The sequence below is a fragment of the Planktothrix prolifica NIVA-CYA 540 genome (assembly GCF_963864145.1).
GTDB lineage: Bacteria > Cyanobacteriota > Cyanobacteriia > Cyanobacteriales > Microcoleaceae > Planktothrix > Planktothrix agardhii.
In genome coordinates this window covers 4,330,251-4,351,821 of the sequence record NZ_CAWLTW010000001.1, presented here as the reverse complement: position 1 = coordinate 4,351,821, position 21,571 = coordinate 4,330,251, and the positions used below count along the sequence as shown (strand labels likewise).

Sequence of the window (21,571 nt, the reverse complement as noted above, 5' to 3'; positions counted from 1 at the left end):
TTTTATGGGAATATATTTAATTATCCTGCTTTGTGTCTTTGTACCTTTGTGTTTCCTATTCCCTTTTATACTAATTTTAATGTTGAATCTAATTTTATTAACAATTCCTGATTTTTTACAGACTAATTCCTGGGTTATATTATTTTTTGGGGTGATATTATTCTTGCAAATTCCCGCTACAATTATTTTATTGTCTCGGTTATTAAAAGGAGCGATTAGGGTTCCCCCTCTACAGCCCCAAAACCCGACTTTAGAACTCTTTGGAACGGTGAGTATTGTGGTTCCTACATTGAACGAAGCCGCCAGGGTAACGCCCTGTTTAGAAGGGCTAACACGGCAAAGTTATGAAGTCCGAGAAATCTTAATTGTTGATAGTCATTCCCAGGATGGAACCCAGGATATTGTTAAACAATTTGCTAAATCTGATCCGAGATTTAGACTAATTTTAGATGATCCTTTACCTCCAGAATGGGTAGGTCGTCCTTGGGCTTTAAATACGGGTTTTTTAAATAGTTCTGAAAAAAGTGAATGGATTTTAGGCGTTGATGCGGATACTATACCACAACCGGGTTTAGTGGCGAGTGTGGTGAAAACTGCGATCGCAAATCAATATGATTTATTATCATTATCCTGTAAATTTATTCTCAAATATCCGGGGGAATTGTGGTTACAACCTGCCCTATTAATGACTTTAGTTTATCGGTTTGGATCGCCGGATTTATCGCCACAAAAACCCGAACGGGTTATGGCGAATGGTCAATGTTTTTTATGTCGGCGTTCGGTATTAGAAAAAGTTGGGGGATATTCTAGTGCTAAAAATTCCTTTTGTGATGATGTCACCTTAGCTAGAAATATCGCTCAACAGGGTTTTAAAGTGGGGTTTTTAGATGGCGCAAATGTGTTAACTGTTAGAATGTATGATGGATTAAAAGATACTTGGGAGGGTTGGGGGCGATCGCTCGATCTCAAGGATGCTTGTTCTAAAACTCAATTGTGGGGAGATTTATTTCTATTATTAGCGGTTCAGGCGTTACCCTTACCATTATTACTAATTAATCTAATCTTTTCCTCTAGTCTATCCTTACCCGGTTTTTTGAGTTCAACGCTATTAGGATTAAACGGTTTTTTAGTGTTTCTAAGAATAATATTAACCGCCGCAATTTCGTTATCTTATGATTTGAGTCAAGCTAAAATGCCTTGGGTATTTTGGTTATCTCCCCTGGCTGATCCGATCGCCGTATTAAGATTATGGATATCAGCAACTCAGACCCAAATTCAATGGCGAGGGAGAACCTACGAAAAGAATTAAAACCCAACAATTGATGTTGACATCCGCCCCGGCGTGAACGCACGGGGATTCCATCTATTTAAGCAGATCAAAAATTGATAGCTGCTCAAATGCTGGATAGGATAAAATTCTCCCCCGTTATGAGGGAGAACTTTACTAAATCAGTGCTCGATAATAAACAATCAACGGTCAGCAAACTGCTAGTTAACTCGTTCCAACTGCCAGAGAATTTGATTACCTTCTCGCCGCACTCTGGATACTTCCCAATTGCGCCAGGCCCAGTTATCCCCTCGACTGGTGACAGCGCTGGCATTAATATCCATGAGATCGGCCAGTTCAGAACTACTGATTAAGTAGCCCTTGGTAGCAATTTCATCAGCAATATGCAGGGTTTCGATCAAATTGCGAAGTTGGTTCACCCTAACCTCGCGCGGTAGGTTTTCTAGTGAATCGTTAATTAAGTCAGTCATGGCAAGATCTCAGACAGCAAGATTAGAGTCTATCACACAGCCCGTTAAGAAAAGGTTTAGTTCACACGGTTTCCTCAATTAACCCAGGGGGCGGGGTAATTTCAATCCGTTTTTGTTCTAAATCCACAATGGGAACAATCTCTTTAACAAAGGGAATTAAAACCGTAGGTAGGGGTTTAGGTTTACGTTTCTTTTTAGATTTACGATGAATTCCCTCTGGAATGGGTTCAGAAACGAGAGTATCTTGGGTGGAAGTTGGGGAATTCAACTCGACTTCGAGTAAATCATTCCCGGCTGAAATCACATCTATGACTTTTCCAATCACTTCCGCTTTTCTTTGGTCGAAGACTTCCAACCCAATTAAATCTAAAACATAAAATTCGCCTTCCTCTAAATAGGGACGATCTTGATCGGTAATCAATAAGGGACAGCCCTGTAACGCCTCCGCCTGATTTCGATCTTCAATTCCTTCAATTTCCACCACATAAATGCCTTTACTGGGCATTAAATAGCCGCCCAAAAATTCCACGGGTTCAGGTTCAGTTTGTCCGGGATGTAATAACCAGCGCTTTCCAGGTTCAATAAATCGTTCAGGAAAATCCGAATTGGGATAAACCCGTACTTCTCCTGTTAACCCGTGAGCCGCAACAATAGTCCCGATCTCGATCCACTCAGACATGATAATATTTTTTAATTCTTGCTGTTCTTCAATAATTTGATCCTGGGGATCTCCAATTTGGATTTCCTCAATTCACGCTTGGATGATATGAAAAACAAAAACAAATTTGCGCTCACCTTCGCCTTTTGTCGATTTGGGACATTTGGGAAGCTCACACCTAAGCTATTTGATCAACGGAGCTCGATTGCTGCCGCTACTATTTTACTATTTTTTACCACCTTATCCACATCTTCCCTGGCTCAGAATCCCACTTTATCAGAATCTTCTGTCCAAGAACAGGAGATTAAAAATCAAGTAGAAAATCAGGTTGATAATACCTTCCGTCGCTATCTGGCATTATTAAGTTTAATTTTACTATTGTTATTGCTGTTGAATACGATCGCAGCCTGTGGAGTTTGGTTTTTACTGAAAAAATTAGCCCAACAAACTGCATCCGCAGATCAGGAAATTGAAAGTCTTAAAACCGATACCCTGACGGAGATGGAACGGGTACTCACCGAAGCTAGACAAATTTTATATCAATTGCAAAATAAAAATGATTTAGCCCATGAAACCTTACAAACTCTAACGACTCAAACTCCTTTACCTGTGATTGAAGCGGTTTGGGTGGAACAGCCAGAAAACAATAAATCGGGTGCAGAGATTGAGGAATTATTACCCGAAACCCATGATCAATCTGTAACCGATGAAACAACAATCCCGGTAAATCTGGATCAGGCAGTCTTAGTCCCGATTATATTACCTATTACCACTGAAAACGACAAAAATCAAACTCTGTCTGCGGTTGAAGTTGAAGAAAAATCTTCGGAGACAACGGAAACAGAAACTCCAGCCGCAGAAGTTGAACCGGAAGAACAACTTAGACAAGCGATTAGTTTAGCCAAACAGGGAGATAAATTATTTTTAGAGGGGGATTTAGAATCGGCAGTTCAAAGTTATGATGAGGGGTTAAAATTTAAACCGGATTTGGCAGAAGTTTGGAATAATCGCGGGGTAGCACTGACACGGTTACAACGGTATCATGAGGCGATTGTCTCCTATGAAAGTGCGATTCAATTGCGATATAATTATGCCGATGCTTGGAATAATCGAGGAGTGGCTTTAGGAAAACTCAATCATTATGAAGCTGCGATTTTATCCTACCAACGGGCTATTGATTTAAAGTCTAATTATATGGATGCCTGGAATAATCAGGGCTTTGCTTTAGCTAAACTGCAAAAGTATGATGATGCGATTTCATCATATAATCAAGCTGCAAAAATTCGTCCTGATTTTTACCGAATTTGGTATAATAAAGCCCGATGTTATGCGGTTCAAGGGCAAGTAGAGTTAGCCTTGGAAAATTTAAAACGGGCAATACGGTTGAATCCCGAAGCCTGTAAAAAGTTGGTTAAACGGGAAACGGATTTTGACCCGATTCGAGAGGATAAAAACTTTAAAAAGTTAAATTTTGATTCCTAATTATTGAAATTAAATGAATATAATTGAATTAATTTTGGTTGGTTTTTCTGCTTGTTTTAGTATTTTTTATCCAGATTTATTTGATGATAAATCTTCTAAATATCAAGATTTAATTAGTCAGGATTCTGACAATTTCTTGGCAATATCCTATACTAGCAGCAATGGCGTAGATGCTACCAGGCTGGATCGCATGGTAATTAGAGATTTAGTTCAAACTGAAATTTCTCAGAGTTTCAGGAGGGTTCACCCTTTATTATCAACTTGGATTTTAGTCGCTGTTTTGGTTCCCAGTGCTAGTGTGTTAAGTATTTTAATTTTGTTTTTTAAAATTACGCGAGATAGCCGGAAATTCTCTCAACATTTAGAGACTTTAAAAGATGATTTTATTCCTGAATTTTATGCTAGAATTGGCGAAGCCCAAGATATTGTTTATGATCTCCAAGATTCTTTTCAAGTCACCGAAGAAGCGATTCAAGGAATACAAGCAAGGCTAGACTCTCTTTCAACTCAAGATGATGATTTGGAAGAATATACGGTAGAAGATAATAAAAAAAGACTCAGAAATCGACGAGTTAACTCATCAAAAACTTAAATTTTTATAAATTAGGCATAAAAAACCAAGCCTAGATCTGATATAATTTGTATTATAATATTATAAAATTAGCCCAATTAAAAATATCTACCTATGCGTTTTATTAGTGTTAAAACCGATTTTGGGTTCAAAAAAGTCTTTGCTTCTCCCCAGAGCAAAAATGTCTTGATCAGCTTCCTTAATGCTATGATCTATGACGGACAACCGACTATTGAAGACTTAGAAATTATTGATCCTTATGCGGCTGGAACTGTTACGGGATTAAAAGATAGTTATTTGGATGTTAAAGCTAAAATCACTGGAAATAAAACGGTAATTGTTGAAATGCAGGTGATTAATGTTCCTGCTTTTACCAAGCGAGTTATTTATAATGCGGCTAAAAGCTACGCCACTCAACTCAAACCCAGAGAGGGATATTCTAAGTTAAATCCCATAATTGCATTAACAATTACGGATTTTGTGTTATTTAAAAATAACGATAAATTTCTCTCCCATTTTGTCTTCCAAGAACTAGAAAACAAGTTCGAGTATCCTGAACGAGAAATCGAGTTAGTTTTTATAGAATTGCCTAAATTCAATCAAGAATTAGAACAACTGGAAAATCTGTCTCAAAGCTGGGCTTATTTTATTAAAAACGTTTCTCAAATGGAACAAATTCCAGAGGAATTATCATCGGTTGTCGAAATTCAAACGGCTTTTGAACTGGCAAATCGAGCCAATTTAACCCTAGATGAATTGGAAAAACTAGAAAAACGAGAAATGTTTTTTGAAGACCAAAAAGGGTCTATTCTTAAAGGCATAGAAGATGGCAGAATCCTAGGAATTAAGCAAGGGATTATTGAAGGTAAATCATCATTAATTCTACGTCAAATTTCTCGATTATTGGGTGAAATATCATCAGAAACTCAGGCAAGTATCCGACAGTTAAACTCTGACCAATTAGAGAATTTAGCAGAAGCGGTTTTAGACTTTAAAACGGTAGAAGATTTGTTAGTTTGGCTGTCAAAAGTTAGATAAAGAAACTGTTATAGCCCCCCTAGCCCTGCGTGCACGGGGGGCTAGGGGGCTAGGGGAATAGGGAATAGGTAATAGGTAATAGGTAATAGGTAATAGGTAATGAAGTATTATTTTTGTTCCCTGTTCCCTGTTCCCTGTTCCCTGTTCCCTTTTGATTCTGAGTTAATTAAATAAACACATATTGGTTACTGTCTAATGTTGATGAAATATTGCCTTGAACAACTGCTAATAACTGTTGTGACCCATCACCATTCAGTTTGAAAATTGCCACTCCTGCGGGTACATTGGAGGGCAAATTACCAATAGTATATAAATCGGGAGTACCACCTAACAGTAACTTATCTTCATCCCCATTAAAATCCGTAACCAGGGTATAACCTAAATTATCATTGGAAATACCTAACAGGGTATCATTACCTCGGTCGCCTAAGAGCAAATCGTTTCCCGTCCCACCAATTAAACTATCATTACCCTGACCGCCATAAATGCTATCATCCCCACCATCACCAAACAGTGTATCCTCGTCGTTATTCCCAAATACGATATCGGGGTCTGGCCCCCCATAAACCGTATCAATTCCGATATCACCAAATAGAGTATCAATTCCTTCACTGCCTATGAGTAAATCATTCCCTTGACCGGAAAATAGAATATCATTTCCATTTTGTCCTTCAAGAAAATCATCCCCCTGGAAACCAATAATAGTGTCGTTTCCATCTCGAGCCGGGATGACATCACGAACATTAGTTCCTTCTAAAATATCATCATTTTTTGTCCCAATCAGCGATGCAGCCGGGGTTAAGGGTGCGATTTGATCTCCATTACGTCGTAAAAAGAAAGAGTCTGCACCCTCACCGCCGATGAGGGTATCCACTTCATCATTAAAGACAATTACGGCTGGGGTCGCAGGGATCGTTTCTCTGGAAACTGGGACAGATACAAATGGAAAGTTTGACATTGTACTTCGGGGTAAACAACAAGCGATGGTGTGAATAAAAAAAACATTTTACACTCAATTCACTATTTTTTATACCTTATAAACTTCTCTATAAATGGTTGTGTTGTTTTTTTGCTCTGCTCCTCTGAATCAATAGACTCCGATTAGTATACAAAATCAGGATTGTTTTTGACAATATTTGGGATAGGGAGTTTAAAGGGGTAAGGGCTGATAGGATCGAGGGATTTAATTATGGTATAGTATAGGACTGAATTAAATTTTCTAGGGTTGTTGTTTCAAAAACCCATTCTAATTCTTGATTGTTGATCGCTTTAATTAAGATAATATCTTGCGGTGAAATTTCCCCTAGGGGAAGTTGATAAGACCAAGAAGATTGAGTATCGGAATCAGTAGGTTTAAAAGCAAATAAACCGTTTTGAATTAACTTACCATTAATTGAAACCAGAATAGAGTCTAATTGACCGTTGGGATTAATTTCTGATAGTCTTCCGGTTAATAAAAGATTTCCCTCAATGGTTAATTTACACCGTTCTATTTTTCCCTGGGGATGGTGACTAAATTTTAGGGAAGATAGGGGATTTTGGGGTGTGCGAGTGACTAAATATAAATCTTGATAACCACAAATTCCTTGGGGAATTCGGGAATAAACTGCTTCCCCTTGACTAATGGTTTTTAAACTCTGCGCCACGAAACTTTCACCGACATAACTGGTGCCATATTCATTCACATCTAAACTGCGACTTTCACTATTGGGAATAAATAAAATATCTGAGGTAGAAATATTAAAATGTGGGGGTAATAATTCCCGGTCATGGACACTAAACATTAATATTCCTTGGGGAGATAATAAAGAATAGAGTTTTTGTAACCAAGTTAAAAAGGTGGATTCAGGAAGATGACTAAAAAACGAACAGGCTAAAATACCATCAAAGGATTGTTGGATCGGATAGTCCTGGGGATAGGTGGTAGAAATAATTCCCTGTACGCCGAATTGTTCGATTTGAAACTGTACCGCCTGGGCATAAATATCGGAAATCCAAACATTTTTTGGAGGAATATCCTGAACTAAAAATCGGGTAAAACGACCATAACCACTGGCAAAATCCAAGAAGGACGAAATCCGATCTAATTCTCCAAAATGCCACTGTAAAACCTGTCTGACGGTATCTAAAATTCGATGTCCATTAAAATAATAACGAATACAAGCGCGATCGGGTGTGCCGTGATTTGCCAAGGCAAATAAATACATTTCATCCTGATCACAAATTGCAGCATTAAAGGTATCAGGAAATCGAGTTTGATCTTGAATAAACTGTTTTAGAGCTAAGGATTGAGAAGATAAATTAACAAGCTGCATTGATTGTTTTAAAAAATATAAGTTTTCCGATCTAGTTCATCTTACCTAAGACTGGGAATCGAAACAATCTGATCCCCTTGTCAAAAATTTCCCCCTTTGGCAGTAAAATGGTAAAGCAATAGTGATCACAACTTCATCCAAAGCTATGCGAGTTTATGTACTACTGTTCAACGCCGGAACAGAAAATGAAGGAATTCATACGATTCAAATGGGCGATCGCAATAAGGTGTTAATATTTGAAGACGAGGATGATGCCACCCGTTTTGGCATACTTCTGGAAGCCCAGGATTTCCCCACGGCTACGGTTGAGGCGATTGATAAAGAGGAAATCGAAGAATTTTGCGTTTCGGTTGACTATGACTGGGAACTGGTGGGGTCTGGAGAGTTAGCTATTCCTCCCGAAAATAACGTTGATCAAACGGATTGGCAAATCGAGGAAGACCAACCCCCAGAGAAAGAGTCTGATTTTGTCTCACCGGAACTTGATGATATTCGTAAACGGCTAGAAGGTTTATTATAGTTGGGTCTAAATAGTACAGATCGCAGGTTGAGTGAAATATGGAACAGTGGGAGTCCCGGGGACATTTATTAACCGAACAAATCAACGCCAGTAGTCAGAACTTAGACCAGATGAGTTCCTTGGAGTTGGTGGATTTGTTCAATCGGGAAGATGTCCAAACTTTGTTGGCCATTGCCCGTTCCCGTGAATCCTTGGCCGCAGCCATTGACCTAACCACGGCGGCACTGCGTCAGGGGGGGCGTCTATTTTACGTTGGGGCGGGCACCAGTGGCCGTTTAGGGGTTCTGGATGCGGCCGAATGTCCGCCCACCTTCTGTACCCCTCCAGAATTGGTTCAGGGCATTATTGCCGGGGGTGCGGGGGCTTTGGTTCGCAGTTCGGAGGACTTGGAAGATCGAGCCGAAGATGGGGCGACATCGATCGCCTTACGCCAAGTTACCCATTTAGATGTGGTGGTGGGAATTACGGCCGGAGGGACGACTCCCTTTGTTCAGGGGGCGTTACAAGCGGCTCGTCAACGGGGGGCCAAAACCGTATTTATTGCTTGTGTTCCGGTGGAGCAGGTGGAATTTGAGGCGGATGTGGATATTCGTCTGTTAGTCGGGCCAGAAATCTTAGCGGGTTCGACAAGATTGAAGGCCGGAACTGTGACTAAAATGGCGTTAAATATTCTCTCAACTAGCGTGATGGTGAAGTTGGGGAAGGTCTATGGGAATCGGATGATTGATGTGGCGGTGACTAATAAAAAATTACAGGATCGTTCTTTAAGAATATTAATGGATTTGACCGAAATTGATCGAGCAGCGGCGGAAATTTTATTAGAAAAAAGTGGAAAATCTGTTAAGTTAGCTCTATTGATGCAGTGGACGGGACTAGATGCGGTATCCGGTCAAGACTTATTAAATCAGCATCAAGGACAATTAAGACAGGCGGTATTGAGTTGGAATTTGCCATAGGATTAAGATGGGTTTCTCCTGCTTCAAAACAGTAGTTAAAGATGTCCAGATTGATTTTTCCTGATCTGATCAGCATCTTTTTAAACCTGCTTAAAATGGAGTTTTAACCATGAATAATCAAGAGTTAAAAGAACAAATAAAAAGCCAGATTAAAACCCTGATTCAAGCGAAGAGTTGTAATTTATTGGAATTAGCTAAACTTGTTGGTATTGATGCCAACCAGGATTTAATTGGGATTGATTTACAAGGGATTGATTTAACTAAAGCCGATTTAAGAGAAGTTAACCTAAGTCAAGCGAATCTTAGTCGGGCTAACCTAACGGAAGCTAATTTAAGTCAAGCTAATTTAAGTCAAGCTAATTTGACGGGTGTTAATTTAATGGGGGCAAACCTCGATAATGCTGATTTGACGGGAGCCAACCTGAGTAATTCTAACTTAATTGGGACTAATTTCAACGCAGCCAACCTCAAAGAAGCTGACTTGACTGAAGCCTATCTGAGTCAAACCAATTTAAGTGGAGCCAACTTGATTAAAGCCTATCTCAGTGGGGCTTATTTAGGGAATACAAATCTGGCATTCGCCAACCTGAATCAAGTCTATTTGAGTAAAGCCAATTTACAAGGAGTTGATTTAAGTGGAATTAACTTGAGTCAAGCTTATCTGATGGGAGCAAATCTAAGTCAGGCTAATTTAAGCCATGCCAACTTGAGTGAAGCTAACCTAAGTCAAGCAAATTTGGCTCAAACTAATTTGAGTGAAGCTAACTTAAATCAAGCTAATTTAATGGGAGCAAATTTAAGTCGAGCCAACCTGACCAAAACCGACCTAATTGGAAGTAATTTAAGTCGAGCTAACTTAACAAAAGCCAACTTATTTCAAGCTAATTTGACTCTAGCTAATTTGACTCTAGCTAATTTAAGTATTGCTAATTTAAGTCTGACAAAAATGATGGGAGTTAGGGCTAAACAAGCTTATTTTAAACATAACTTAGGTATTTCGGAACAAATCAAAGATGAGCTCATTATTCAGGGTGCTATATTTGATGATAATTTAGGTAATAGTTTGGGTATTTTTACTTCTGATTAAGTTGATTAATTCAGTTAAATTAAGGAAATTTTTTGATGGAAACCTTATTTCAATACTTTTGGCTATTGCAGATTGGGATCAATATAGTTAATTCCGTTATCTTCTGGCTTAGGGCGCAACCTTATATTAAAAAACAACCCGATCTGCGATCCGGTTATATTAGAATGATTCGGGGTTTCTTTGTGGGAATGAGTATACCTTGGGTTGTGATGGGAATTGGCTTGACCACTGGTGCTGTTTCTAATATTATGGCATACTTTTATCCTCGTGCTGGGAATCCATTTGTTATGGCTTGGTGGGTATCAATTTGGGGATTAATTCTGTCTCTTAGCTATTGGATTTTGTTCCGAGGTGGGGCGGAGAGTTTGATCAAATATCCTGTTTTTTTGAGAGGAAATCCCAAGAATCCTAAAACCATTAAGTTGGTCTGCCTTTTATCATTAATTGTTAGTCTGGTTGCTGTTGTCGTAATATTTTATCTAAATCCTATTTAAAAGGACGTTTTGCTATATTTTGGTTCCCACAATTAATTCCTCTTTATCCTTGATCAGAAATTGAGACCGATTAATTCTAAATACTTCATAACTTTCTGGCATAAATATAGAAAATGAAGTAGCAACTATATCGGCCAAAGAAATCTTTAACCCTAGTGGTATCTCTAAATTAAAAAATGATTTTGGCATCGTTCTAACATCTAAATGTAATTTTTTTCTACTGACATACCATATTCCAGTAAATGTATTGCCCGTTATCAGTTCTTTTGGTTTAGAAAAAAACAGCATTTGAACCCTGGTTTGTCGATAAGTCATATCATCTTTAAATTCAATCATGATCTTTTCCGAAGATGTACCAAAACGCCATTTTCCTAAAAGCAAAATTTCTATCTCTATGTCAGAATGTTTACTCTTATTCATGTTAATCCTCAAAGTGGGCTTTAGCTCTAATTTGTACTATAGTAATTCTAAATAGGTTGTATTCCCTATTCCCTACAAATTTTTACGCGAGAAAAGAATAAGTGCATCTGCCAAACTAACCAAGACCCCACCCGCCAAGCTCCCATAGAAAGGTTTTCTGTCGATGCTTGGGCAGATAATTCAAACTTCGGGTCATAGTGTAACCATTGGGCTGGTAAGTGTCCCATGGGTGTCATCGGGGACAATTTAAATGTTAGGGCTTCATAGTCTAACCACTTACCCTCTTTTCGCCACCCCAGTCGCTCGCCGAGTCTCTTTTCCGTTTCATAATCAACTTGACCTCCCATTTCACTCCAAATTGTTTGCTGAATACTAAAGCCAAAATAACCATAACTATATTGTTCCCAAAGTTGATCAATTGTCTGGAGATCTTGACTAGAAAAGTTATCAATATCTTCCTTATAAACTTCATTCCAATACTTCTTACCCATGACTTTTAGCATTAATTGAGTGGTTTCCATATCAGCTTCTTTCCAGTTATGTTGGGCAAGGAGATCCCGCAATTGGGTATAATCAATATTTCGATCACTGCGAAATTCTTGGGTTAATATAACAGGATGATTACTCAGTCCCATTGATCTTGTTTCTTCAAGAGTCGATAGAGGGACTGTAGAAACAAACGTTACTTCTGTAATGCCTAGCATTTTTCTTTGATCAGTTAGTTGGTTAGAGATATAGTTAGAGATTAAATCAATACCCTGGTCTAAAAATATGCCATTTTCACTGCCATCAAAATGATGAATTTGCCAATCTAATAATTGAGATTGCATAAAAGCATCTTTTAATCGAGCTTTTTTCTCATAACTGGTCACCATGAAATCAAGAAAAGTTTCAGAAATTACCCCATTATCTTCAAGATTTACTGAATTTTCATTATACTTTAAAATATTATCCCCTAAATTTTTAATATCTCCGACCGTTGCATAAAAATATTCATCTACCTTGACAATTTCATCAATTAAAGATTGAAAAGGACTAAAATAATCTTGTAAAGAATTATCAAAATTAATTGCATTATGGGCAATTTTTGCTATTTTTTGACGAATTTTATAGGCTTTGCTTTGATATTCATAAATCTCTTGATAGACTTCTAAATCTTTCACAATTTGCTTAACAATTTCTTTCTGATTTTTGGTATCTTCTGCAAGTTTTTGAATCCCTTCACTAATCAATCTGATTTTTTCTAACATCAAAAAATAAGCATTGCTCAACAATAAAACTGCTTTGAAATTTTCTTGTTTTTCCCACTTTAGTTCTCCCAATATTTTCGGGTTATTAGTATTTTTTAACTCTAATTTTCTTCTTTCATTTTCCAAGATTTTTATTTCAGAATATTTTTTTTTAAATAACTTTTTTAAATCATCAGCCAAGGTTACTAAAAATTTATAATAACTATCCCTATAATTTTCTAATAAATCAATAATATGACTATAATTCTGAATAAATAATTGAATTTCATCAAAAATTTCTCCTTGGCTAATTTCTTCTTTTCGCTTAATGATTCCTCCCAAATAATAATGATATCGAACTCCCTCTTTAATTAATTTCTGATGTTCTCTGATTTTTTTCTGAACTGCTTTTACGCCCTTATTTTTGAGAACAGGTAATCGATAGGTTTGTTCATAAATTAAAATAGTTTCGTAAGTAATGAGTTGTCTTTGCTGTTTAGTTAACATAATCTTAATGTTTAAACCAAGTTAAATTTTTATCTTCAATAATTATATCGAACAAATGCAGACTGTGAAGACCAATCTCAAAATATGTAAGCGACATTGAAGCCCAAATACAAGCATATCAATTCACTACGCATTTTATGTCAGCAACCTAGAAAATGTAATTTTATTTGGTGCGATGACAACAGGCGGACTACTAGAACTGCGAAAGCACTTCGACGTTTTTACACTGTTCACAGTTGACCAATAACTAATCAACTCTTACACTGATAATTAATAACTGATTATTAAAATCAATGGACGAAATCGTAAAGAAAATTGCTGGTCTGGGTCTTCCCGGTATAGTTCTCCTGATTATAACTGTCTCATCAGCCGGAAGTAATGCCGCCATTGCTGCTACTCTCACCGCCATGGGAGGGCCTTTTGGCATCGTTGGTGGCATAGGAATACTGGGTCTAATGACGGTGTTAGGTGATACTGTCGCAGGATATGGAATTGAAGCCGTTCTTCATGCTGTCTATGCAGAACGGAGTAAAACCGAATCTGTCAGATATCTCCTGAAAGAAATCCAAGATTTACCCATTTCAGACGAGCTCAAACTCAAACTTAAAAATCAACTTAGCCCAGACTTACAAACTCAGGTGGAAGACTTTGAGCTTATAAGAACAGTTGAAATTGTGGAAGATTAAATCGAAATTTTTGGGAATTTAAACAATTTTTTCGGCTGGAAAATATTATCTTAACCACAAAGGCACAGAGACACAAAGAGGTTATAAGGTTTTAGGCGTTGACTAAAAAATCAAGAGTATGGGCGTGTTCCCCCTTACAATATTGTCTCCCCGACGGCGGGTTTTGTCAACCCCTTTTCCCAGAAAAATCGAAATTTTTTGGAGTGGAAATATTTTTTTCGGCTGGAAAATATTATCTTAACCACAAAGACACAGAGACACAAAGAGGTTATAAGGTTTGGGGTAAACCGACTTCTTTGGGTTTAACGAATTTACCGTCAAAACTGACAGCTTTATTTTCAAATGTCCTAGCATCGGCTAAGGCTTTGCGTAACTCGGCGCATTCCATGGGTTGCTGCATTCCCCCTAATAAATAGATGAGTAATTTGGCGGCTAGGTCTTTTCCGGCGACTCTGACCCGGCGTTTATTGGGGTCATATAATATTCCATACCAGAGGGAGTCGGGATATTCCATACCGCTAAACCCCCCAGACCCATCAAAAGTTTGTAATTTCTCGAAAATCTCTGCTAGGGGCTGTTGTTGATAAAAAACTAACACTCCCAAGGCTGCGGCTACGGCTACTTGTCCGACGGGGCGAAATAATATATTTCCTTCTCCTGGGGGTTTTTCAAAACTAAACCTGCGCAGGTCGGGGGTTTCCCAACTATCTTCTAAGCGTTGATAACTGGGTAAACTTGCCAAGGCATCAAAAAGTTGTTGTAATTCCTGAATACCCGTTTCTAACTCCTGGGTTGTCGGGCGTCGGGGGACTAACCCGGGTTTGGCGGCTTTCCAGTGGGGAAATTTGGGGGTTAAATAGCGTTGACCCATATCTGTTAAGGCTTGCAGGGTAGTTAATACCGTTGACTTGGAGGCGACGGTGGCGCTATCCCAATTAATTCTAGGGTTGCGTCCGGGTTTATCGCAAAATAGAGGATGGGAAACGACGACCTGACGAGTAACAATAGAAAACCCATCATCTTCATCTAATAGGGCTAACTGTCCTTTACTGAGTTTAACGGCCATTAAGTTAACGTGAACAAAAATAGACCTTACCCGTTGTCTAGCTTGGGCGCGGGTTTCGCCTTTGACAACGGCGGGAATAAATTCTACTCCGATGGTTTCTTGGGATAGTTGTTGTAACTGTTGGGGTGTGATACCGAATTTTTGGGTCATCTCTTTAACGGTAATAGCATCCCCGATGGGTTTTTTCTGTTTGCTATAGGGTTGTAAACGCCCTGTCCGTAGGAGTTGCATTAACCCTTGTATCCCCATGAGGCGATGTTGTCCATCTAGGGCAAATACGGATATATCGGTTGACATTTGCAATAGTCCCAGTTTTCCCTGACTATCCAGGGGTAAAAATTCAATGGCGGACTGGGTGGCCCGGCCCTGTTTATCCCATTCAGATGCTTGGGGGTTATCGACCCAGGGGGGACTGAGGACGACTAACACCGCCGGAAATTTATGGTCTTTGTGGTTGGTGAGATATTGGGTTAGGGTGGCTTGACGTGACCAGTCGAGGGGGCGTTGTAAGATATCGTCCACGGTTTCGGTGTCTCTTTGGACGTTTCCTGTGGGGTCTAAATGGGGTTGAAATAGGGGCAGTTGGGAGGCGAAACCGACTTTTGCTGCTATCCATTCTAGGGTGACGGAGGTGATAAAGGTTTCGGTTTCGGCCATATAGGTTTTTTGAACCAGTAAGCTATCTGCTTTTTGTAGATAGGGTTTCAGCAGTTGTGCAATTGCTTTTTGGGATTCGGAATTGAGTTGGGTTTCAGTATCCATTAGAGTTATGTTGCCAAATGAGTCAATAAATGCTATGATATCTAAAAATGGTTTTTAAAAATTTAACTAATGTTTTTAAAAACTCATTCCTAGTCCTACTTTACCGGAATAGAGGGGTTTAGGGAATATCTGTAATTTCTGAAAAGAGGAAATAGTCATGACGGAAGAACAGCCACAGAAGCGTTCAAGTGCTGAAATTATCGTGATGCAACGTCAAGAAGATGCTGTAAATCAAGCATTTGCTGATGCTGCTACTTGTGGTGCAAGAGTATTTCAATGTCATGTCTATGAACAAGGACAGAGAGTTCACTTAGCTTTTTGTATCTCTTTTGAGCAACTACTTGAAATGGCTAAATTTCAAACAGCAGATAAGAAAAAACATAGATCTAATGCTGAAGATGTGATGAACCGTCCTATAGATAAATCCCATGTTAATGAAATTGCCAAATACTTACTAGAAACTGATAACTATATTCTACCTTCATTTATTTTTAATTGCAAAACACCGATTAAGGTTTTTACGTTTGGTTCCAAAATAACGCAATTTGGTTATGCTGTTTTACCGAGTAATGTCGAACTGTATGTTACAGATGGTCAACATCGGATTAAAGCAATTGAAAAAGCAGTTCAAGAAAGACCTGAATTATTGAACGATAGTGCAACGGTATTAGTGGTTCAAGAAGATGATATTGATCAGATTCATCAAGATTTTGCTGATTGTGCTAAAAATAAGCCAATCGCGGCAGCGTTACTCGCTACATTTGATGTTAGTGATGCTTTATCAAAACTTACCCGTGATATTTCAAAAGATTTAGTTATTTTTGCAGGACGTATTGATAAAATTTCTAAAACACTGAACAAAGATCCAGATTACTTATTTACAATGAATCAGTTACGACTGGGGATGGCAGAATTTTTGTTTGGTTCATCTCAAAAACAGGTGATTGAATCTCGTAAAAATCAAAATAGAGAGCAGCTAAAAGTATGTTTAGAAAAGGCTAAATATTTCTATCTTGAATTTGCTCAACATAATGAAGGCTGGAGTTTACTTCTTACCCCAAAATCTGGAACATCAAATCTTGATTTTTATAAATTACGTCAAGAAAGAATAGATTGTCATAGTGTGGGATTGCAATTGATTAGTCGAGTAGGGCATTTAATTTTCTTTCAAAATGATTTTACAGAGGAGCAACAGAACTTGTTAATTAAAACATTAGCTAATTTAGGTTATCAAAGGTCTACATCTCTATGGGAAAACAGTCTACTGATGAATGATGGTAATGGAAATATGAAAATCATAACTCAAACAACAGCAGTGAATAAAGCATTTAGAATTGCTGTGTCTGAGGTTGAAAATCAAACAGGTCTATTGTTAAAGTAAGCCTAAAATTTTATTTATGGGATGTAAAAAATGACTACAATTCAGGAAATTCTTTTATTAAAACGTACTGTCAATGAGTTTATAGAAGATTTAGAAAAATCTACTCAAGAAATCCAAGATTTATACTGCTTGGATCAAATACCTTGGATTATTGGTGTATCTTGGGGAAAAGATAGTACAGCAACATTACAACTAATTTGGAATGCTATCTCAAAACTGCCTATAGAAAAGCGTCAAAAAACAATTTATGTAATTACAACAGATACTTTAGTTGAGAATCCTATTGTTTCTACTTGGGTGCGTAAATGTATTACTCAACTAAAAAAAGCTATTCAAGAGCAAAATATGCCAATGGAAGCTCATTTATTACATCCAGAAGTTTCACATACTTATTGGGTTGGTTTAATTGGTAAAGGTTATCCCGCACCTCGTCTTAAATTTCGATGGTGTACTTCTCGATTAAAAATTGATCCATCTAATCGCTTTATTCGTGATGTTGTAAGAACTAATGGGGAAAGTATTATAGTTCTAGGAACTCGCAAAAGTGAAAGCGTTAGTCGTGGCAAGAGGATGAGAGAACTTGAAGGTCAGCGAGTCCGTGAACGTCTCAGTCCTAATGTTAGTTTGCTCAATTCTTTAGTTTATACGCCGATTGAAGATTGGCGTACTGATGAAGTTTGGATGTATTTAATGCAGTGGGAAAACCCTTGGGGGGGTAATAATCAAGAATTATTCGTTTTATATCGAGGTGCAACCGCAGATAATGAATGTCCCCTAGTTGTGGATACTTCAACCCCTAGCTGTGGTGATTCTAGGTTTGGATGTTGGGTTTGTACTTTGGTTGATAGTGATAAATCATTAACCGCAATGATACAAAATGATCAAGAAAAAGAATGGTTACAACCTCTGATTGATATTCGTTTAGAATTAGATATCCAAAATGATCGAGAGAAACGAGATTTTAGACGACTTATTGGAAAAGTTCAACTGTTTGAACGAAATGTTGATGGAGAAATATCCGTCGAACCTATTCCTGGGCCCTATACCAAAAAATGGCGAGAACATTGGTTAAGACGGGTATTAGAAGCACAACAACAAATTAGACAAACAGCGCCCGAAGAATATCGAGATACAACCTTAATTACCATAGGAGAACTTAGCGAAATTCGGCGAATATGGTTAGAAGAAAAACACGAATTTGATGATAGTGTACCTAAAATCTATCAGGAAGTTATGGGAGAAACCTTTGAAGACCCCCGTTTGGGTGCAGGAAATACCGTTCTGGGTGCAGATGAATGGGAATTATTAGAAGAACTCAGTCAAGGAGATACAATGTATATGGAATTAATGGCAAAACTGATTGATACAGAACGTCAATATAAAACTATGGCGAGACGAAATGGTATCTATGATGACTTAGAAAAGTGTTTAGAAACCAGTTCTCGACCTCAAGAGCAAGCTATTAATAACGCTCATTATGAACGCAACTTAAAAGAAGCCGCCAAAACCGGAAGTGTGGAACAAGTCAAGCACGCCATAGAAGACAAAAACCCCGAACCTCCACAACAGTTAAGTTGGGGAAGTTTGAAATTTCAAAACCCTACCTAACCCTCGTTCCCAGGCTCCCGCCTGGGAATGACTGATGCAGGCTCCGCCTGCTACTATTATTGGAGGCGGAGCCTCCTTAAGAGCATTTCTAGGTAGAACCTAGAAACGAGATAAACGGGATAAAAATTAACCTTTAAACTTTTAATTTTATGATTTTCCTAGAATTAACCTTAGAAAACTTTGGCCCCTATCGAGGGAAACAAGTAATTGATTTACGCCCTAAAATTAAGGATAATGTGATTAGTCCCATTGTCTTATTTGGAGGTATGAATGGAGGCGGAAAAACTACCTTAATGGATGCAATGCGCCTCGCACTTTATGGACAGCGTGCCCAATGTTCTACCCGGGGAAATTTAAGTTATCCCGACTTTCTCAAACAAGCAGTTAATAAACAGACCTTAGCCCATGAAGAAACCAGTGTAGAATTATTATTTGAACATATTGTTAAAAATATGCAAGTAGAGTTTCGGGTTAAACGTCGCTGGACAAAAAACCCGAAAAATGGTAAAGATATTTTAGGCATATTAATTGATGATTGGCCGGACTCCGCTTGGGTAGAAACCTGGGATGAACGCATCGAAGATTTTTTCCCGATAGGAATTTCCAACTTATTTTTATTTGATGGTGAACAGGTCAAAGAATTAGCCGATTTAGACAGTCCTCCTAATGTTGTGGTACAAGCAATTCAATCTTTATTGGGATTAGAATTATCAGAACGTTTAGCAGTAGATTTAGATATTTTAGCTAACCGCAAACGCCGACAGTTAGCCGACTCAAAAGATTTAGCATATTTAGAAGAAATTGAGACTAAATTAAATCAGTATAAATCCGAAAAAGATGCGGCGGAAATGGCGGTAGAAGAATTAAAAATCAAGGCTGGAATTGCTAAAAAAAAGTTAAATCAAGCTAAGGAAAAATTTAAACTAGAAGGCGGCAAAATAGCCGGAGAACGGAGTCAGTTAGAAAAAAAGTTAGAGGATGAAAAAGAAAAAGCCAAACAACAACGGGAACGTCTTTGTGAATTAGCAGCAGAAGGTTTACCTTTAAGTTTAATTCAACCTTTATTAATTCAAGCGCAAAACCAGGGAAAGCAGGAGTTAAATTGGGAAAAAGCTAAGATAGCCCAGGATTTTATTAAAGATAGAGATCAACGATTATTTCAATATTTAGAAAAACTTAATATTGCCAAAAAACAGTTAGAAAGTGTTAAAATATATCTGGAAACCGATTATCAAAATTTAACTGAAAATCATCCTAATCAAGAAAAGATATTTTTAGAAATTGATGATAAAATATTCAGTCAATTAGGAACATTTTTAGACCATCAACTTCCCAGTCAAATTCAACAATCTCAGGACGTTTTAGAAGCCCTAATAATAATTGAAGATACCCTATCTAGTCTGGATAGACAATTGGCTATTGCTGCACCTCCAGAGGTCTATGAACAACTGTTAGAAACGGTATCCCAAGCCCAAACAGAATACACCAAAATTGAAACTGCTATTGAAGACGCAGAACAGCGATCTAAAAAGTGTTATACTGAATATGAAAAAGCTAAAAAAGACTTAGAAAAATATAGTCAAAATACCATTGATCGAAAAAATGCTAATCATATTATTGAGACTATTAGTAAAGTTCAAGACTCCTTAAAAATATTTAAAGAAAAATTAACTCTGAAAAAATTGAATAAATTAGAAGTAGAAGTGACCGAATGTTTCCGCTATTTATTACACAAATCAGACTTAGTGCATCGAGTGGTAATTGCTACCGAAGACTTTAGTTTATCCCTGTACGATCCCCAAGGACAACCCGTGGAGAAACATCGCCTATCTGCGGGAGAAAAACAACTATTAGCGATCGCTTTTTTATGGGGGTTAGCAAGGGTTTCAGGACTAAACTTACCCATCGCTATTGATACTCCCCTAGGTCGTTTAGACTCCTCCCACCGTCAAAACCTAATTGAACGGTATTTTCCCGCAGCTAGTCATCAAGTTATTTTACTCTCAACCGATACGGAAATTGCAGAAAAGGAAATTAATAGTTTACGAGAACAAGATGCGATCGCCCGTGAATACCTACTCAAATATGATCCCAAACAACGCCAAACCAGGATAGAACTAGGTTATTTCTTTTAACAACAACTTCCATATTTCTTTGTGTCTTCGTGTCTTCGTGGTTAAATTAAACCTCAAAAAAAAATTAATCTGGAAAAAAATTTCGTTTTTTGGCTAGGGGGGGTTGACAAAACCCGCCGTCTGGGAGACAATATCGTAGGGGGGAACACGCCCATACTCTTGACTAATTAGTCAACAAATCCTCACAGGACTTGATTTACCGCAGCAGCCCCTTCGTGTCTTTGTGCCTTTGTGGTTAAACCAGGAACATTTCTTTACCAAAATTTAATAAAAGTAGGTTATTTATGAAGATTTTGTAAAAAAGTCTTAACACTGGGAGCAATTCCTAAGTATTTAGGTATAAAATGTTTAATGTATCAATCTGAAATCCACTGATAACGGATCACTGATCACTGGTCACTGAACAAATGGAACCCCCCGTAGAGCGAATTCGCCTATCCCAAGCAGCGAAGGAGCAACTAACCAAACTCAAACGAATTACCAAAATAGACAACTGGAATGTTCTGTGCCGTTGGGCGTTGTGCCGTTCCCTAGCCGAGTCAACCATTCCCTCCCCGGTTCCCATCCCCGCCGATAGCAACGTGGAAATGACTTGGCAAGTCTTTGGGGGAGAAATGGGTGATTTATTCACCATTGCCCTGAAGCAACGTTGCCATAATGACCATTTAGGAACCGATCCAGAAACCCTCGCCACCCAGTTTCGCCTACACCTGCACCGAGGAATTAGTTACCTAGCAGGTGATCCCAATCTCAAACAGATTGAAGATTTCATCGCCCTCACCCCCGCCCAAAACCCAGTTACCGCGTAAATGGTAGAGGAAAGCACTGTCATGCTCTCCCCCTAGAAAATCTAGGGGAACTCACCGCGCCGAACAAAATTGTTAAACCAGAAACTAGA

Annotated in this window: 20 protein-coding genes; 13 read left to right on the top strand and 7 right to left on the bottom strand. The window is 38.2% G+C overall.

The window, feature by feature from the left end:
- Positions 1-79: 79 nt before the first annotated feature.
- On the top strand, positions 80-1,309 hold the full coding sequence (gene cruG, locus AC559H_RS19160) for a 2'-O-glycosyltransferase CruG (RefSeq protein ID WP_087882122.1): 1,230 nt from the start codon (positions 80-82) through the stop codon (positions 1,307-1,309).
- A gap of 179 nt (positions 1,310-1,488) precedes the next feature.
- Here cruG and AC559H_RS19155 read toward each other — a convergent pair whose 3' ends face one another.
- Complete coding sequence (locus tag AC559H_RS19155; RefSeq protein WP_026787989.1) at positions 1,489-1,758, bottom strand: hypothetical protein; 270 nt, start codon at positions 1,756-1,758, stop codon at positions 1,489-1,491.
- Between the two features lie 61 nt (positions 1,759-1,819).
- The gene (rimM, locus tag AC559H_RS19150; RefSeq protein WP_026787990.1) at positions 1,820-2,437 is read right to left on the bottom strand and encodes a ribosome maturation factor RimM; all 618 of its coding nucleotides are present in this window, start codon (positions 2,435-2,437) and stop codon (positions 1,820-1,822) included.
- An 87-nt stretch (positions 2,438-2,524) separates the two neighbouring features.
- Here rimM and AC559H_RS19145 point away from each other — a divergent pair, with 87 nt between their 5' ends.
- The 3 genes from AC559H_RS19145 (at position 2,525) to AC559H_RS19135 (ending at position 5,507) form a co-directional block, all read left to right on the top strand.
- Positions 2,525-3,898 (top strand): tetratricopeptide repeat protein, encoded by a 1,374-nt coding sequence (locus tag AC559H_RS19145; RefSeq protein WP_051319653.1) that lies wholly within the window; start codon positions 2,525-2,527, stop codon positions 3,896-3,898.
- Positions 3,899-3,911: 13 nt separating this feature from the next.
- Positions 3,912-4,490: a hypothetical protein gene (locus AC559H_RS19140; protein WP_026795247.1), complete on the top strand. Its 579-nt coding sequence runs from the start codon at positions 3,912-3,914 to the stop codon at positions 4,488-4,490.
- Positions 4,491-4,583: 93 nt separating this feature from the next.
- Positions 4,584-5,507, top strand: a complete 924-nt coding sequence (locus AC559H_RS19135; RefSeq protein ID WP_026795248.1) for an Rpn family recombination-promoting nuclease/putative transposase — start codon at positions 4,584-4,586, stop codon at positions 5,505-5,507.
- A gap of 166 nt (positions 5,508-5,673) precedes the next feature.
- On the opposite strand, the gene AC559H_RS19130 is transcribed toward AC559H_RS19135, so the two are convergent.
- Together AC559H_RS19130 and AC559H_RS19125 are read right to left on the bottom strand one after the other, a co-directional pair.
- Positions 5,674-6,465 carry a calcium-binding protein gene (locus AC559H_RS19130; protein WP_141296331.1) on the bottom strand — a complete coding sequence of 264 codons (792 nt, stop codon included), beginning with the start codon at positions 6,463-6,465 and terminating at the stop codon, positions 5,674-5,676.
- Between the two features lie 229 nt (positions 6,466-6,694).
- A complete protein-coding gene (locus AC559H_RS19125; RefSeq protein WP_026795249.1) occupies positions 6,695-7,822 on the bottom strand; it encodes a class I SAM-dependent methyltransferase in 1,128 nt (375 codons plus the stop codon).
- Positions 7,823-7,967: 145 nt separating this feature from the next.
- On the opposite strand from AC559H_RS19125, the gene AC559H_RS19120 reads away from it, so the two are divergent.
- The 4 genes from AC559H_RS19120 (at position 7,968) to AC559H_RS19105 (ending at position 10,879) form a co-directional block, all read left to right on the top strand.
- Positions 7,968-8,342 carry a DUF3110 domain-containing protein gene (locus tag AC559H_RS19120; RefSeq protein WP_026787994.1) on the top strand — a complete coding sequence of 125 codons (375 nt, stop codon included), beginning with the start codon at positions 7,968-7,970 and terminating at the stop codon, positions 8,340-8,342.
- A 38-nt stretch (positions 8,343-8,380) separates the two neighbouring features.
- Positions 8,381-9,298, top strand: coding sequence for an N-acetylmuramic acid 6-phosphate etherase (gene murQ, locus AC559H_RS19115; RefSeq protein WP_026795250.1), 918 nt, complete (start codon positions 8,381-8,383; stop codon positions 9,296-9,298).
- A gap of 109 nt (positions 9,299-9,407) precedes the next feature.
- Positions 9,408-10,385 carry a pentapeptide repeat-containing protein gene (locus tag AC559H_RS19110; protein ID WP_051319654.1) on the top strand — a complete coding sequence of 326 codons (978 nt, stop codon included), beginning with the start codon at positions 9,408-9,410 and terminating at the stop codon, positions 10,383-10,385.
- Between the two features lie 35 nt (positions 10,386-10,420).
- Positions 10,421-10,879, top strand: a complete 459-nt coding sequence (locus AC559H_RS19105) for a hypothetical protein (RefSeq protein WP_026795251.1) — start codon at positions 10,421-10,423, stop codon at positions 10,877-10,879.
- A gap of 12 nt (positions 10,880-10,891) precedes the next feature.
- Here AC559H_RS19105 and AC559H_RS19100 read toward each other — a convergent pair whose 3' ends face one another.
- Both AC559H_RS19100 and AC559H_RS19095 read right to left on the bottom strand, forming a co-directional pair.
- Complete coding sequence (locus AC559H_RS19100; RefSeq protein ID WP_036832903.1) at positions 10,892-11,299, bottom strand: hypothetical protein; 408 nt, start codon at positions 11,297-11,299, stop codon at positions 10,892-10,894.
- Between the two features lie 65 nt (positions 11,300-11,364).
- Complete coding sequence (locus AC559H_RS19095) at positions 11,365-13,035, bottom strand: GUN4 domain-containing protein (protein ID WP_026795252.1); 1,671 nt, start codon at positions 13,033-13,035, stop codon at positions 11,365-11,367.
- A gap of 293 nt (positions 13,036-13,328) precedes the next feature.
- Between AC559H_RS19095 and AC559H_RS19090 the strand changes: the two genes are divergently transcribed.
- Complete coding sequence (locus AC559H_RS19090; protein ID WP_026795253.1) at positions 13,329-13,721, top strand: hypothetical protein; 393 nt, start codon at positions 13,329-13,331, stop codon at positions 13,719-13,721.
- Positions 13,722-13,989: 268 nt separating this feature from the next.
- Here AC559H_RS19090 and AC559H_RS19085 read toward each other — a convergent pair whose 3' ends face one another.
- Entirely contained in the window at positions 13,990-15,549 is a 1,560-nt protein-coding gene (locus tag AC559H_RS19085; protein ID WP_026795254.1) for a DGQHR domain-containing protein, read from the bottom strand.
- Between the two features lie 157 nt (positions 15,550-15,706).
- Here AC559H_RS19085 and AC559H_RS19080 point away from each other — a divergent pair, with 157 nt between their 5' ends.
- The 4 genes from AC559H_RS19080 (at position 15,707) to dndE (ending at position 21,482) form a co-directional block, all read left to right on the top strand.
- Positions 15,707-16,930 (top strand): DNA sulfur modification protein DndB, encoded by a 1,224-nt coding sequence (locus tag AC559H_RS19080; RefSeq protein WP_036832905.1) that lies wholly within the window; start codon positions 15,707-15,709, stop codon positions 16,928-16,930.
- Between the two features lie 30 nt (positions 16,931-16,960).
- Entirely contained in the window at positions 16,961-18,538 is a 1,578-nt protein-coding gene (dndC, locus tag AC559H_RS19075) for a DNA phosphorothioation system sulfurtransferase DndC (RefSeq protein ID WP_026795256.1), read from the top strand.
- A 149-nt stretch (positions 18,539-18,687) separates the two neighbouring features.
- Entirely contained in the window at positions 18,688-20,673 is a 1,986-nt protein-coding gene (dndD, locus tag AC559H_RS19070; protein WP_026795257.1) for a DNA sulfur modification protein DndD, read from the top strand.
- Between the two features lie 407 nt (positions 20,674-21,080).
- Positions 21,081-21,482 (top strand): DNA sulfur modification protein DndE, encoded by a 402-nt coding sequence (dndE, locus tag AC559H_RS19065; RefSeq protein WP_026795258.1) that lies wholly within the window; start codon positions 21,081-21,083, stop codon positions 21,480-21,482.
- Positions 21,483-21,571 lie beyond the last annotated feature (89 nt).